The organism is Acinetobacter sp. YH12142, assembly GCF_013418435.1.
In the GTDB taxonomy this organism is placed as follows: domain Bacteria; phylum Pseudomonadota; class Gammaproteobacteria; order Pseudomonadales; family Moraxellaceae; genus Acinetobacter; species Acinetobacter amyesii.
This window is the reverse complement of the sequence record NZ_VPCB01000004.1, coordinates 14595-28163: the sequence shown is the minus strand read 5'-3', so window position 1 is coordinate 28163 and position 13569 is coordinate 14595. Positions and strand designations below refer to the sequence as shown.

The 13569-nt window shown below is 40.6% G+C and carries 12 protein-coding genes; 5 read left to right on the top strand and 7 right to left on the bottom strand.

The window, feature by feature from the left end; translation table 11 throughout:
- Position 1: 1 nt before the first annotated feature.
- Positions 2–601, bottom strand: a complete 600-nt coding sequence (locus tag FTU77_RS04695) for a LysE/ArgO family amino acid transporter (RefSeq protein ID WP_180054954.1) — start codon at positions 599–601, stop codon at positions 2–4.
- A 138-nt stretch (positions 602–739) separates the two neighbouring features.
- On the opposite strand from FTU77_RS04695, the gene FTU77_RS04690 reads away from it, so the two are divergent.
- Positions 740–1627 carry a LysR family transcriptional regulator ArgP gene (locus FTU77_RS04690; protein ID WP_180026887.1) on the top strand — a complete coding sequence of 296 codons (888 nt, stop codon included), beginning with the start codon at positions 740–742 and terminating at the stop codon, positions 1625–1627.
- 17 nt (positions 1628–1644) lie between these two features.
- On the opposite strand, the gene FTU77_RS04685 is transcribed toward FTU77_RS04690, so the two are convergent.
- Both FTU77_RS04685 and FTU77_RS04680 read right to left on the bottom strand, forming a co-directional pair.
- Positions 1645–2211 carry a YceI family protein gene (locus tag FTU77_RS04685; RefSeq protein WP_180003275.1) on the bottom strand — a complete coding sequence of 189 codons (567 nt, stop codon included), beginning with the start codon at positions 2209–2211 and terminating at the stop codon, positions 1645–1647.
- Positions 2212–2298: 87 nt separating this feature from the next.
- Positions 2299–2868 carry a nicotinate-nicotinamide nucleotide adenylyltransferase gene (locus FTU77_RS04680; protein ID WP_180054952.1) on the bottom strand — a complete coding sequence of 190 codons (570 nt, stop codon included), beginning with the start codon at positions 2866–2868 and terminating at the stop codon, positions 2299–2301.
- 106 nt (positions 2869–2974) lie between these two features.
- Here FTU77_RS04680 and FTU77_RS04675 point away from each other — a divergent pair, with 106 nt between their 5' ends.
- Together FTU77_RS04675 and FTU77_RS04670 are read left to right on the top strand one after the other, a co-directional pair.
- On the top strand, positions 2975–3775 hold the full coding sequence (locus FTU77_RS04675; protein ID WP_078190356.1) for an enoyl-CoA hydratase-related protein: 801 nt from the start codon (positions 2975–2977) through the stop codon (positions 3773–3775).
- A 93-nt stretch (positions 3776–3868) separates the two neighbouring features.
- Entirely contained in the window at positions 3869–4642 is a 774-nt protein-coding gene (locus FTU77_RS04670) for a nitroreductase family protein (RefSeq protein ID WP_180040150.1), read from the top strand.
- A gap of 208 nt (positions 4643–4850) precedes the next feature.
- Here the strand turns inward: FTU77_RS04670 and FTU77_RS04665 are convergent, their stop codons facing one another.
- Positions 4851–5168 carry a YqfO family protein gene (locus FTU77_RS04665; RefSeq protein WP_180054950.1) on the bottom strand — a complete coding sequence of 106 codons (318 nt, stop codon included), beginning with the start codon at positions 5166–5168 and terminating at the stop codon, positions 4851–4853.
- 15 nt (positions 5169–5183) lie between these two features.
- Positions 5184–6065: a LysR family transcriptional regulator gene (locus FTU77_RS04660; RefSeq protein WP_180054948.1), complete on the bottom strand. Its 882-nt coding sequence runs from the start codon at positions 6063–6065 to the stop codon at positions 5184–5186.
- Positions 6066–6221: 156 nt separating this feature from the next.
- Here FTU77_RS04660 and FTU77_RS04655 point away from each other — a divergent pair, with 156 nt between their 5' ends.
- A complete protein-coding gene (locus FTU77_RS04655) occupies positions 6222–7964 on the top strand; it encodes an FAD-dependent monooxygenase (RefSeq protein ID WP_180054946.1) in 1743 nt (580 codons plus the stop codon).
- Between the two features lie 302 nt (positions 7965–8266).
- Positions 8267–8884 carry a hypothetical protein gene (locus FTU77_RS04650; protein ID WP_180040158.1) on the top strand — a complete coding sequence of 206 codons (618 nt, stop codon included), beginning with the start codon at positions 8267–8269 and terminating at the stop codon, positions 8882–8884.
- A 34-nt stretch (positions 8885–8918) separates the two neighbouring features.
- Here FTU77_RS04650 and FTU77_RS15960 read toward each other — a convergent pair whose 3' ends face one another.
- Both FTU77_RS15960 and purL read right to left on the bottom strand, forming a co-directional pair.
- A complete protein-coding gene (locus FTU77_RS15960; RefSeq protein ID WP_257220672.1) occupies positions 8919–9047 on the bottom strand; it encodes a KGW motif small protein in 129 nt (42 codons plus the stop codon).
- Between the two features lie 328 nt (positions 9048–9375).
- Positions 9376–13212 carry a phosphoribosylformylglycinamidine synthase gene (gene purL / locus FTU77_RS04645; RefSeq protein ID WP_180054944.1) on the bottom strand — a complete coding sequence of 1279 codons (3837 nt, stop codon included), beginning with the start codon at positions 13210–13212 and terminating at the stop codon, positions 9376–9378.
- Positions 13213–13569 lie beyond the last annotated feature (357 nt).

The following is a 13569-nucleotide window of genomic DNA, read 5'->3' as shown; positions in this document are numbered from 1 at the left end:
ACTAGAGCAATAATGAAATTGCAATTCCCCACATCACAACGCCAATAATAAAGTCTAAAACTTTCCATGCCTTTGCACTTTGGAAGAGCGGTAATAAATAGCGCGCACCAAATCCGAGGACAAAGAAAAACACCCATGAAGCTGTAATTGCCCCAATCGCAAAATATACGGCTGTCGATTCAAACTTCGTTGAAATAGACCCAATCAGCACAACCGTATCGAGATACACATGTGGATTCAACCACGTTAAAGCCAAGCAGATCAGTACCAGTTTCAATAATTTGGTTTCATTCTTCTCACTGGGCGCTAAACTGCTCGAAGTTTTAAAGGCTTGCAGAAAATGCTGTGCCCCATAAACTGCTAAAAAGGTTGCGCCCAAATATTTCGCCCCACTCACAATTTCCGGATGACTTTCAACCAATTGGGAGAATCCGAGCACTCCCAATAAGATGAGTATCGAATCAGAAGCAGCACAAATAGCGCAGAGCCAAAAGACATACTGCTTTTTTAACCCTTGCTTGAGAATAAACGCATTTTGCGCACCAATCGCGATAATTAGGCTAAATCCAATTGCGAGCCCTTGCATATAACTGTGCAACATTTTTAACTACACTTTCAAAGCTTTAAATGAATCTTGCTATTATCTAAGCTTATTGCTAAAAATAAGTATTTATAAATAAATATCAATATAACTAAGTTTTTCTTAGTTTATGTAATTTCTAATACTCGTAGGTGACTCATGTTACAAAGCAAACATAGTGAAGCATTTCTTGCGGTTGCAGAAACAGGAAGCTTTGAACAAGCGGCACTGCGTTTAAATATTACGGCATCTGCGGTCACGCTCAGGCTACAAACCTTAGAAAAGAAATTAGGTCATGTGCTCATTGTGCGTGAACGGCCCTGCCGCCCAACACTCGCAGGCCAATCTTTATTGCATTATTTACAACACAGCAAATTACTAGAACATAATTTTCTGCAAAATCTAACAGGACAAACGGCGAATGCTTTCTATCAAGTCAATATTGCAACCAATGCTGACTCACTTGCGACATGGCTGCTTCCACTACTCAAAGATCTCTTAATTGAAGAAAAAATCGTGATTCATTTTCAGGTCGATGATCAGTCACAAACACATCATTTATTAGAAGCAGGACTGGTCAATGCCTGTGTCACAACAGAATCAGAAGCCATGAAAGGCTGCGTCGCAGAATATCTGGGTGAAATGCATTATCGCTTTGTAGCAACCCCTGATTTTATACAAAGATGGTTCGGTCAAGGCGTGACGCGAAATGCGTTAAGGGCTGCGCCTGCACTGATTTTTAATGAGAAAGATGACCTACATACGCAATCGATTCAGAAAAATTTCGGACTCAATCCTTCACAATATCCACATCATTTCATTCCCTCTTCAACGGCATTTTTTGATGCCATTACGATGGGCTTGGGCTATGGATGGTTACCCGACTATCAAAGCAAAGACTTATTGGCAGAGGGAAAATTGATAGAGCTTTCAACAGAACTCAGTATTGATTTAGCCTTGTATTGGCATCACTGGAACCAACAATCTGTTCAATTACAAAAATTGACTGCTGTTGTGCTGCAACATGCCAAAGATCATATGTGTTAAACCCTGTAAGACTGCGGTTATTCAAGCCGCCATTGGCCTTTGAGCTGTATCAATACTTGCTCACCAACACCACCCAGTGCTTTACGCATACCAAAATCACTACGCTTAATGGTTGCTAAAGATTGAACATCCAACACTTTTGGATTTTGCGGATTTGGGGTGAGTGTGGTATCGAAGATCACAGGTTTAGTGATACCACGAATGGTGAGATCCCCTCGAATCATATATTTCGCATAAGCCACGGGTTCGATTTGTTTACTTACAAACTTCACTTGCTTAAATTCAGCGGCATCAAAATATTCACTGCCCAAGATTAATCCCTTTAAGCTTGGATTACTAAAACTGATGCTATCTACATCTAACAGTAAATGCGCTGAACCTTTATGCGGAATTTCAGGATCAAATTTTAGGTTCGATTGAACCTTATTAAAGCGCCCTTCAACAATAGATAGCCCCACAGATTTAATGCCAAATGTGACCTGACTATTAGGCGTTAGCGTCCACTCAGCAGCATGTAGGGGCAATACGCAGCATAAAGCGAAGGCTCCCATATATTTTGCTAAGGTTCCGTGACGCAAATTCATGTTTTTCTCCTGAATAAAACACAGCCTAAAATCACTACAATGTTTATTTTTTTGCTCCATTGTAGTGCTAGAAATTTTAGCGTTTTTTTATAGCAGATTTGTTTTATCCTGAGTCATAAATTTGTGTTGAAGTTGTTTATAAATGTCTGTCTGTTGAAATTTTTTCAAAAAATCGACGGTACCTTGAGGAAAAGCATCATGCTGAATTTCACCACGATAATACGCTTCACGTACCGGTGTCGCTGAAATGGCTCCTTCTAGACTATCCAACTCAACCATTTCCCATTCGGGGAAGAATTTTAAATAATAAGAAGAATCATCTTTAAAATGCCCGATCAAACCGACTTTTGCATTCGTTTCAACCACGTCACTTACTAAAGATTTGACTAACTTTTGCCATTTTTCATCGTTATATACATCAATCACATGCACAAACTTAATTCGCTTCTGATCTTGCTCTGAAAAATTCGACAGGATCATCTGCTCACGTTCTGACGCTAAAAATGGATTTTTGATATTACGTTCATTTTGCGCCGAACCCAGTGCTAAAAGCACATATTGACTTTGTTGCAAGGCAATTTTAATGGTTTGCAAATGCGCTAAATGGAACGGCTGAAAACGCCCAATGAAAACCAAATAATCAAATGTATATTTCATATCAAATCAAACTTTTTATGAACTGAGCAGTTGTGCCACAGGCTGAAATATGCGACATAATGTTGAGCATAAAATCAAAACGAAACTTTTACGCAAGGATAGTACGATGACACTGAGCTGTATTCAACAACCCCATGAACATTTGAATGCGAATTTGGACAATGGCGTACTGACCTTAGCCATTAACCGACCTCAGGCGAAGAACGCGCTGTATACAGAATTATATCTGTGGATTGCAAAAGCATTAGATGAAGCTGATCAGGATACTTCAGTGCGTGTAATTGTACTCCGTGGTCAAGATGCGGACTTCAGTGCGGGCAATGACATGCAAGATTTTATGAAATCTGCTGCTCAAAAAGGACAAGCTCCAGCTTCAGAAGGCGCACCGTTCATTTTATTAAAATCTGCTGCTCAATTTTCTAAGCCGCTGATTGCTGCGGTTCGCGGTGTTGCCATTGGGATTGGTGTTACGATTCTGCTTCATTGCGATCTAGTCTACAGCGACAATACCGCCCTATTCCAAATTCCCTTTGTGAGCCTTGGTTTATCACCTGAAGGTGCATCGAGCAAGCTATTGGTTCAACAAGCCGGCTACCATAAAGCTGCTGAATTACTGTTAACTGCTCAAAAGTTTGATAGTGCGACAGCGCTTTCAGCAAATTTGGTCAATAGTATTGAAGAAGATGCTTATGCGACGGCTGCGAAAAAAGCAGCACAGTTATCTGCACTACCACTAGCTTCTTTGGTTCAATCAAAAGCATTAATGAAACATAATGTAGATGAAATCGTGGCATGGATTGACCATGAAGCTGAGATTTTCATGGATCGAGTAGGTTCTCCAGAAATGATGGAAGCTGTTGCAGCCTTTATGCAAAAACGCAAACCTGACTTCTCTCAGTTCAATTAATTTGTAATGGAACTTAAAAACCACTCATATTTGGGTGGTTTTTTTCATCTCAGCCCCAATCTATTTTCTAAATTAAAAACTGGATGTTTCCACATGACTGCAGCATCACAAACTGAAAATAAACCTGAAAAGAAACGCTACTACGAACCTGCACCTGAAGGCATCGATATCGAAAATTTTAAAAAAGTTGTACAAAGCCGTCGTTCTGTACGTAAGTTTACCGACAAGGCCATTCCAAACGATGTTTTAGATGAATGCTTAGACCTTGCCCTGCTTGCGCCAAATTCATCAAATTTACAGCCTTGGACATTCTATGTCGTTCAGAACCCTGCAAAGAAAAAACAGTTGGTGAAAGCTTGCTTAGGGCAACTTGCGGCAAAAACTGCTGCTGAATTGATTGTCTGTGTCGCGCGTACCGACCGTGTAGATGAAATGGCTAAACGTAATATTTCGGAATTTCCATTTCCTGAAGCACCTGCAGCTGTGCAAAAGTATTACAAGTTTATTCCCTATAACTATAAAACAGGTTACTTCAACGCACTAGGTAACTTTAAGAAAGTAGCTTTCAAAGTTGCACGTACACTGGATAAACAATTGCCTGTAACAGCATTTAATGAAGCAGATGCGAAACTTTGGGCGAGCAAAACTACAGCATTGGCTTGTGAAAACTTAGTTTTGGCATTACGTGCCTATGGTTTTGACAGTTGTATGATGGAAGGTTTTGATGAACCTTTGGTGAAGAAGATTTTAGGATTAAATGCTCAGCAATACCCAGTGATGGTGATTGGTGCAGGTGAACGTGCTAAAGATGGTGTGTTCTTCCCGCAGTATCGTTTTGATCGTGATTTATTTATTCAGAAGGTTTAACTTGCTTTCAATTGAATACTCACAACCTCAATTAGCTACGTGACTTTAGTGTATAACGCGTAGGTATTACGTTACTTTGAAGGATCAAAGTAACCAAAATCCCTTGTTAGACAGAAGATTCATCCTTGAATCTCTGTCTAACGGGTGACATCCATGTCACCCTTCGTGTATCTACTTTTTTCTATAACTTAAAAATTTAAAAGCATCATTAAAATTGAATATCCACCATTTGAATAAACTCAAATGCCGGCTCTTCATAAGGATGACTTGCTTTTAAAGACCTTGCGACCTCACTCGCCTTCTCTTCAGGCACGATGGTTTCCACTCGCCATTCAGGGATAGACTCCAGCTGATCCAACTCACCAATAAAAGGATTTGCGCCTTTTACAGGTTTAAATTGCCCTGTACCTAACACCTGCCAAGCGCAGTGTTCATAGTTGCCTATACCGCCTGCTCCAGCTTCAAAAACAGCCAGTTTAGTCGACTCTAGGTGAGACTCAGGTACATAATAAATCAGTTTTAACATTGGTTATTCCAGACGCTATTGTGCAGTTACATTATTTAAAGCACTGTAAATCATTTTCAATGCAACATTATTCGATGCATTCGGATAGGTTGCATATAAACCTAGTTTCGGTAATTCCACATCTGTTTGAATGACTTTGACCGAATCATTTAAAAATTTGAGTAAATATTCGGGCACAAAACTCAGGCCCATGCCCATATTAATCAAATTTAAATGCTGCATGACATTTGTTACCCACAGCATATGATCATGTTGATGCTGATCAAAAGGAATCAAGGCATTTAAGGTATCGTAAAACACGGGAGAAGCATTTTGTTCACACATAATAATGGTGTGATTTTTTAACTCTTGAAGTTTTAAGATGCGATCTGATGGATGCAGATGCGCTGCGCCAACCAAATAAATTTGCTCACTTAAAACCTGAATATTGGTAAAGTCATCATGGCTTAAGTGGTAACGAGTAAAGCTAATATCCAGTTCGGTATTTTTTAGTTTTTGAATTTGCTCTGTACACGTCAAGCTATGTAAATGAATTTTCAAATCAGGAATATGCTGTTTTAATTGCGCCAAAATACTCGGCATAATTTTCAATTCTGCGACATTTAAAAAGCCAATATGTATTTGATTATTTTTGGCTTGCGCCACGTGGCGAGCTGCAGCTACAGCTTGTTTGGCATTTTCAAGTGCTTGCTCGGCATATTTGAGAAAAGCCTGCCCTTCATCGGTCAGCAAGACTTTTCGGGCAGAACGTTCAAATAATTGCACCCCAACCTCTTGCTCTAAGTCTTTAATTTGCTGACTGAGCGATGGTTGTGCTGTAAATAGTTTTTCCGCTGCCTTGGTAAAGCTCTGTTCTTTCGCCACCGTCACAAAATAACGTAAATGTCGTAATTCCATTCGCTTCACTCCACACACTCACTACATCACCCGTGTCATGCAGTCAAAATACCAATAGATCTTTAGTTTATATGAATATCCATTCTACTCGGAAAATCATTTGCCTAGACTGCGGACTATTCCAAGTTTGCGCTTCACATACACATGGAGTTTTGTATGACACAGCAATTCGATACCGATGTTCTGATTATTGGCACAGGGCCTGCAGGTTCTACTTTAGGTTTGGCCTTGGCAAATTACGGCATACAGGTTCAGCTTTTTACCCAATTTAATTGGTTAGCCAATAGTCCGCGTGCCCATATTACCAACCAACGTGCGATGGAAGTGTTACGTGACTTAGGTATCGAAGTACAAGTTCTCGACATTGCCACACCTTGGGAACAGATGGGTGAAAGCCTCATTACCACAAGTCTTGTCGGTGAAGAAATTGCCCGCATGAGTGCTTGGGGAACGGGCGATGAACGTCATGGCGATTATATTAAAGGCAGTCCTTGTCCATTGGTCGATCTTATTCAACCGAAAATGGAAGCTTTGTTGGTAAAAAATGCAGCCGAGCGTGGTGCGATTTATAATTTTAATACTGAATATTTATCGCATATACAAGATGAACATGGCGTAACAGCAACATTCCTTAATCGCATTACCCAAACTGAATTTAGCTTACGTGCCAAATATTTAATTGGTATGGATGGTGCTCGCTCTAAAGTGCTTGAAGAGCTTGATTTACCCCTCGAAGGGATCATGGCTCGTGCAGGAACGGTGTATGTGACTTTTAAAGCAGATCTCTCTCAATATGTGAAAAACCGCCCTGCTATTTTGCAATGGATTGTTAACCCTGAAGCGAGCTTTGGTGATCTGGGCATGGGCTTACTCCGTGCCATTACACCTTGGAATGAATGGATTATGGGTTGGGGCTTTGATATTTCCAAAGGCGAACCACAAGTCACCGAAGAGCAAGTTCGTGCGCGTTTAAATGCCTTTGTCGGTGCTGAAGTAGAAAATGTCGAAATTCAAAAATTGTCTTATTGGTATGTGAACCAAACATGGGCAACCGAATATTCAAAAGGTCGTGTATTCTGCGGCGGTGATGCGGTGCATCGTCATCCACCATCAAGTGGCTTAGGTTCAAATACCTGTATGCAAGATGCCTTTAACCTCGGTTGGAAATTAGCGTATGCCATCAAAGGTTGGGCTACTCCTGCTCTACTTGATTCTTATACATTAGAGCGTGCGCCTGTCGGCAAGCAAATCGTGGCGCGTGCCAATCAATCTCGCTTTGACTATAAGCATCTCAAAGAGGTATTTGGTTTTGACCAAGGCATCACAACTCAAGCTCAAATGATGCAACGTATTTTTGCGGAAGATGAACAAGCTGCAGAAATTCGCCAAAAGCTATATCAAGCCTTAGAAATTAAAAACTTTGAATTTAATGCCCAAGGTGTAGAGTTGAATCAGCGCTATACATCCAATGCCATGATTGCTGAATCTGAGCCTGAGATCTTTGCCAAAGATCAACAACTGTACTTACAAGCGACCACACGTCCGGGGGCAAAAGTTCCACATACTTGGATTATTGATGCCAAAGGTGATAAGCAATCAACCTTAGATATTACTGGGCATGGTCGCTTTACCCTACTGACAGGTCTTTCAGGCAAAGGTTGGAAAACTGCTACCGAATCTTTGAATCTACCTTATTTAGATGTGATTCAAATTGGTTCTCGTGAATACCGTGATGTGTATGGCACATGGAATGCGAAATCTGAAATCCATGAATCAGGTGCAGTATTAGTCCGTCCAGATGGTTATGTCGCTTGGCGATACCAAGACAGTACTAATGCTGCTTTTGATTATGAAAATACGTTGAAGGCTGTCTTAAAGCAGATTCAGTTAATGATTTAAATAGAATCATTAACAGTCAATCATCAAATCAAATTTTAATATTTGATCACGGAACCTGCGACATGGATGTCGCCCGTTAGACTCTGTCGGACTAAATGTTGAGTTGGTATTGTCTCTAAATTTACCACGTACAGTGCTCAAAATTGCCTACCTCTGACACCTGCTTCAAATACGGCAAGTTTGGTAGATTCAAGATGCTATTCAGGTATGAAGTAGATAAGCTTGAGCATTGCATTTGATATATGAAAATTTACCTAATGCTAAGTTATATTAAACCCATTAAGAATATATAAAGATTAACAATGACTAAAACCTTTGAACAACAATGGAATGATCACTTTCCAAATAAAGTACCTATTCCTTACGTATTAAAATTTTATTTTTCGGAATATTGGTTTCGTATGCATAGCTTGCCCGAGTCTAAACAATATGCAGACACAACAGAAGAAGTGCTACTTTTATTAGATCGTCAAAATCAGATCATCACAGATTGTTTAGGCTTAGATACCTCGGTTTACCTTGTGACAGGTAATTATGTTACGCCACATTATTCTCAGCCAGAGCCAAATTATTTCCACCCTGAGTATGATAGAAGAAAAATCATTTCCTACAATTTAATAGAATCACCTTCTATGAATCTACATCAGATAGATCCTGAATACTTTGATGATGGTGATGAAAATGATGTCTGTTTTATACCCTTATACACTCAAATAATATGGGAACCTAAAAAACATGATGATTTATTATTAAAAATTGCAAATGAAGAAATTCATGCATTTCTCGTTTCATTTGAAAAAAAAATTATTGTTGCACCTTATGATGGTGGTATTGATTTTATTATTTGGGATAAGAAGTTTAAAAAGCAATTGAAAGAAAAATATAGTGCTTTGTTACCATCTAACGCGGAAGGCTTATAAAAACCGCCTCACGGCGGTTTCAATTGTTCAAATATTACATCTGCAACGCATAACCCAAAAATAAAAACACCAACTGCAAACACACCACTGCACCAAAAAGCTTCCAACCCTTTTTACGCAGCGCAGACTTATCCACTGCCGAATATTCTACTATTTTAATCATGTCATCACCTCATCATGAGTGTTGATACTGAACTCGTTTACTTATCCATCTTTCTTTTATCTTGCTAGTCTTTAATCTTGCATAGTTATTGTGCATAAATTACACACTAGCATGTTTCCACAAATATAAAAGCAAAATCTAAACCAAGTTCAGTGGGAGAAATAAAAATTTAAAACCAACAAAAAACCACCCGCAGGTGGTTAAAAATCGAAAGCGATTATATGTGTAAAAATAAGCATTCACAATAATTAATATATCTTTTGGTAAATTTTAAACATAAAAAAAGCCACCCGAAGGCGGCTCTTTTCTATTATTCATCTATCTAAGATTAACCAATAAATTTACGTGCATTACGGAACATACGTAACCAAGCACCGTCTTGATCCCAATCTTCTGGTTTCCAAGAATGCTGAATCGCACGGAAGTTACGTTCAGGGTGCGGCATCATAATCGTTGCACGACCGTCTTTAGACGTTACACCTGAAATCGCTTCTGGCGAACCATTCGGGTTCATTGGGTAATGCTGCGTTGGGTTGCCTTGACTATCTACATAACGCAAGATCACCTGATCGCCAGCATTCAATGCTGCAATGTTTTCTGCGCTTGTAACCACACGACCTTCACCATGTGCTACAGCGATAGGAAGAATCGAACCTTCCATACCTTCTAACAATACAGAATTTGATTTTTCAACGCGTACGTTTACAGCACGAGCTTCAAACATCTCTGAAGTATTGCGGTGGAAACGAGGCCAAGCGTCTGCACCTGGAATTAATGGTGCAAGCTGAGACAACATTTGACAGCCGTTACAAATACCTAGAGAGAAAGTTTCATCACGGTTGAAGAATTTCTCAAATTGGTCACGAAGTTTAGGATTGAACAATACAGATTTAGCCCAACCGCCGCCTGCGCCCAATACGTCACCGTAAGAGAAACCGCCACACGCGACTAAACCTTCAAAGTCATCAAGACTGATACGGCCAGCAAGCAAGTCGCTCATGTGTACATCTACAGTGTTGAAGCCGACTTTATCGAATGCAGCAGCCATTTCTACATGACCGTTTACACCTTGTTCACGCAGAATCACCATGTTTGGACGGCGTTCATTGATGTACGGTGCTTCGATTGGCTCGTTCAAATCAAATGTTGGTTTTGCAATTAAACCTGCATGTGATTTGTCCGCGATTAACGCATATTCTTGATCCGCAGTTTCTACGTTGTCACGCAGACGTTGGATTTGATGTGACACTTCAGTCCATGCTTGCTGTAATTCAGCACGGTCTAAGCTCAAACCATTTACAGTTAAAGTATCTGTATCGTTTACAGTACCTACCACTGCAATTGCATCGCGCAATGAAGACGCTGCAACTTCAGCTTCTAATGCAGCCCAATCCGCTTTGCTGATTTGAAGCACTGCACCAATTTCTTCTGCAAATAGAGATTCAACAGATTGATCTTCAAGTGCTGCACCTAGGCGTGAAGCAAACATCATTTCTGCAACAGTTGCCAATAGACCGCCATCACCGATGTCATGGTAAGCCTTGATTAGACCACGGTTGTTCCAATCTTGAACCAACGCAAAGAATGCTTTGAAGTCATCAAAACTGTCTACATCAGGTGTTACAGAACCAATTGCTTTATAAACCTGAGCAAGGATCGAACCGCCAAGGCGGAATTGACCTTTAGAAAGATCGATACGTACAAGTACAGACTCGATATTTTTAAGTTCAGGTGTTAATGTTTTACGAACATCTGTTACAGGTGCAAATGCTGTGATCACGCCTGTCATAGGAGATGTTACAGATTTATCAACACCGTCATCATTCCAAGTTGTACGCATAGACAATGAGTCTTTACCTACAGGAATTGCGATACCTAAAGCAGGACACATTTCCATACCGATGGCTTTAACACCTTCGAATAGCGCTTGGTCTTCACCTTGTTGACCTGCAGCAGCCATCCAGTTTGCAGACAATTTAATGTCGCTGATCTGGTCGATTTTTGCAGACATGATGTTTGAAATTGATTCTGCTACAGATAAACGTGCAGAAGCAGCAGGATTCAACAACGCAACTGGTGGACGCTCACCCATTGCCATCGCTTCACCTGTATAACCAACAAGGCTAGTCGTTGTTACTGCAGCATCCGCTACAGGCACTTGCCACTTACCGACGAACTGATCACGTGCAACCATACCTGTAATCGAACGGTCACCAATCGTGATCAAGAACGATTTAGATGCAACAGTTGGATTCTTAAGAACGCGGTAAATCGCATCTTTCAAATCTGTTACTGTTTCAGCAGTGAAGTCATCGCCTTTACGTTCAATGGTTTCGTATGAACGGCTCATGCGTGGTGTACCGCCAAGCATCACTTGCATTGGCATATCCACAGCTTTGTTTTCAAACAGTGGATCGTTCACTGTCAATTGACGCGCTTCAGTTGCTTCACCAAGTACGGCGAATGGACAGCGTTCACGTGCACACAGTGATTCAAATAATTCTAATGAGCTTGGACGGATCGCCAAAACATAACGTTCTTGCGCTTCATTCGACCAGATCTCCATCGGAGACATGCCTTTTTCAAGCGATGGAATTTTACGCAGATCAAGTACCGCACCTAACTCGTGATCGTTCACAAGTTCAGGCATGGCATTTGAGATACCGCCCGCGCCTACGTCATGTACAGACACGATTGGGTTATGATCTTCCATGCGCCAGCAAGCATCAATCACTTCTTGGCAACGGCGTTCCATTTCTGGGTTTTCACGCTGTACAGATGCGAAGTCTAGGTTTTCACCCAACTTACCGCTGTCTACAGAAGACGCTGCACCGCCGCCTAAACCAATCAGCATTGCAGGACCACCTAGTACGATCAGTAAATCGCCTGGTTGAATCGCATCTTTTTCTACATGGTCAGGACGGATGTTACCGTAACCACCGGCAATCATAATTGGCTTATGGAAGCCTTTTACATCACCATTGACATTTTGTTCAAATGTACGGAAGTAACCATTTAACGCAGGACGACCAAATTCATTGTTAAACGCTGCACCACCCAATGGGCCTTCAATCATAATTTGAAGTGGAGATGCCATACGAGATGGTTTGCCGTAGTTTTCTTCCCATGGCTGTTCAAAACCCGGAATGTTCAAGTTAGAAACAGTGAAACCTGTTAAACCTGCTTTTGGCTTACCACCACGACCTGTTGCGCCTTCGTCACGGATTTCACCGCCCGAACCTGTTGCTGCACCAGCAAATGGTGCAATCGCTGTCGGATGGTTATGTGTTTCCACTTTCATCAAGATGTGAGCGGCTTGACTCTTGTATTTATAAACGTGGTGACCTGTTTCAGCATCTAGTTTTGGATAAAAACGCTGTGTGTCAAAACCCACAATTACAGAAGCGTTGTCTTTATATGCCGACAATACATCTGTAGGTGATTCTTTATAGGTGTTTTTAATCATTTGGAACAATGACAATGGTTGAACTTCACCATCAATTGTCCATTCTGAACCAAAGATTTTATGACGGCAGTGTTCAGAGTTTGCTTGAGCAAACATCATCAATTCGATGTCATGCGGGTTGCGACCCATTTTTGTGAATGCATCGGTTAAATAATCGATTTCTTCATCAGAAAGCGCAAAACCAAATTCAGAGTTAGCTTTCACCAACGCTTCTTTACCTTGACCCAAAATATCAATTGAGTTTAAAGGCTTTGGTTCAGTTTCAGAGAAAAGTGCCGCAGCATCTTCAATAGCATTGAAAACGCTTTCAGTCATGCGATCATGTAATGCTAGTTTTACTTCATCAGAAACAGCATTTACACCCTTCAAAGTAAACAAAACACCGCGTTCAAGGCGATGAACCGGTGTATTACAGTTGGCAAAAATGTCTGTTGCCTTAGACGACCACGGAGAGATTGTCCCAACGCGTGGCGTCACTAATATTTGGACTTCATCACTTGCTGGCTGGCGCAATTCAAAAGATTGACCATCATTAAGCAGCTGTAAAGCAGATTGCTGTTGCTGTTCGCTTAGCGCTTGGTCAAATAGATAGACCAATTGGCTTTCAATTTCCTGAACAGAACTAATCGAAGATAGACGTGTTAATAGTTGCGTTTTCTTAAAAGAAGAGTGTGCTGGTGCACCGGCCACGATAAACATGCTGATTTTGGCTCCACGGGCTGGTCTTTTGAACCAAGCCGCAATGTGACTTGAAGAGAGCGCATATTCTACTGTGTATTGGCGAAATCAGCTAGATGGGAAAAGCATTTTCTGTTCGAGAATGGCACAAGATTTTTTAAATTTTGTTTTTATTTTCAGTCAAAAAGATTGAATACAGCAGTGCAGCTTAGCACAAAATAAATTGTAAAAAACATTAATCGAAAATTAATATCAAATTTAGAATTTTGAGGTTTTCAAGGCGACATTCCCAATCGGTTTGAATCAGCGAATAGTCTGGCCAATGAATAATATTTATCTTAAAAACACCCTACCTTAATACGAATAACTCTATACCTC

What these genes read in the sequence shown, in the direction of transcription:
- FTU77_RS04695 (WP_180054954.1), bottom strand. Translation starts at nt 601, where the DNA reads ATGTTGCACAGTTATATGCAAGGGCTCGCAATTGGATTTAGCCTAATT.
- FTU77_RS04690 (WP_180026887.1), top strand. Translation starts at nt 740, where the DNA reads ATGTTACAAAGCAAACATAGTGAAGCATTTCTTGCGGTTGCAGAAACA.
- FTU77_RS04685 (WP_180003275.1), bottom strand. Translation starts at nt 2,211, where the DNA reads ATGAATTTGCGTCACGGAACCTTAGCAAAATATATGGGAGCCTTCGCT.
- FTU77_RS04680 (WP_180054952.1), bottom strand. Translation starts at nt 2,868, where the DNA reads ATGAAATATACATTTGATTATTTGGTTTTCATTGGGCGTTTTCAGCCG.
- FTU77_RS04675 (WP_078190356.1), top strand. Translation starts at nt 2,975, where the DNA reads ATGACACTGAGCTGTATTCAACAACCCCATGAACATTTGAATGCGAAT.
- FTU77_RS04670 (WP_180040150.1), top strand. Translation starts at nt 3,869, where the DNA reads ATGACTGCAGCATCACAAACTGAAAATAAACCTGAAAAGAAACGCTAC.
- FTU77_RS04665 (WP_180054950.1), bottom strand. Translation starts at nt 5,168, where the DNA reads ATGTTAAAACTGATTTATTATGTACCTGAGTCTCACCTAGAGTCGACT.
- FTU77_RS04660 (WP_180054948.1), bottom strand. Translation starts at nt 6,065, where the DNA reads ATGGAATTACGACATTTACGTTATTTTGTGACGGTGGCGAAAGAACAG.
- FTU77_RS04655 (WP_180054946.1), top strand. Translation starts at nt 6,222, where the DNA reads ATGACACAGCAATTCGATACCGATGTTCTGATTATTGGCACAGGGCCT.
- FTU77_RS04650 (WP_180040158.1), top strand. Translation starts at nt 8,267, where the DNA reads ATGACTAAAACCTTTGAACAACAATGGAATGATCACTTTCCAAATAAA.
- FTU77_RS15960 (WP_257220672.1), bottom strand. Translation starts at nt 9,047, where the DNA reads ATGATTAAAATAGTAGAATATTCGGCAGTGGATAAGTCTGCGCTGCGT.
- purL (WP_180054944.1), bottom strand. Translation starts at nt 13,212, where the DNA reads ATGTTTATCGTGGCCGGTGCACCAGCACACTCTTCTTTTAAGAAAACG.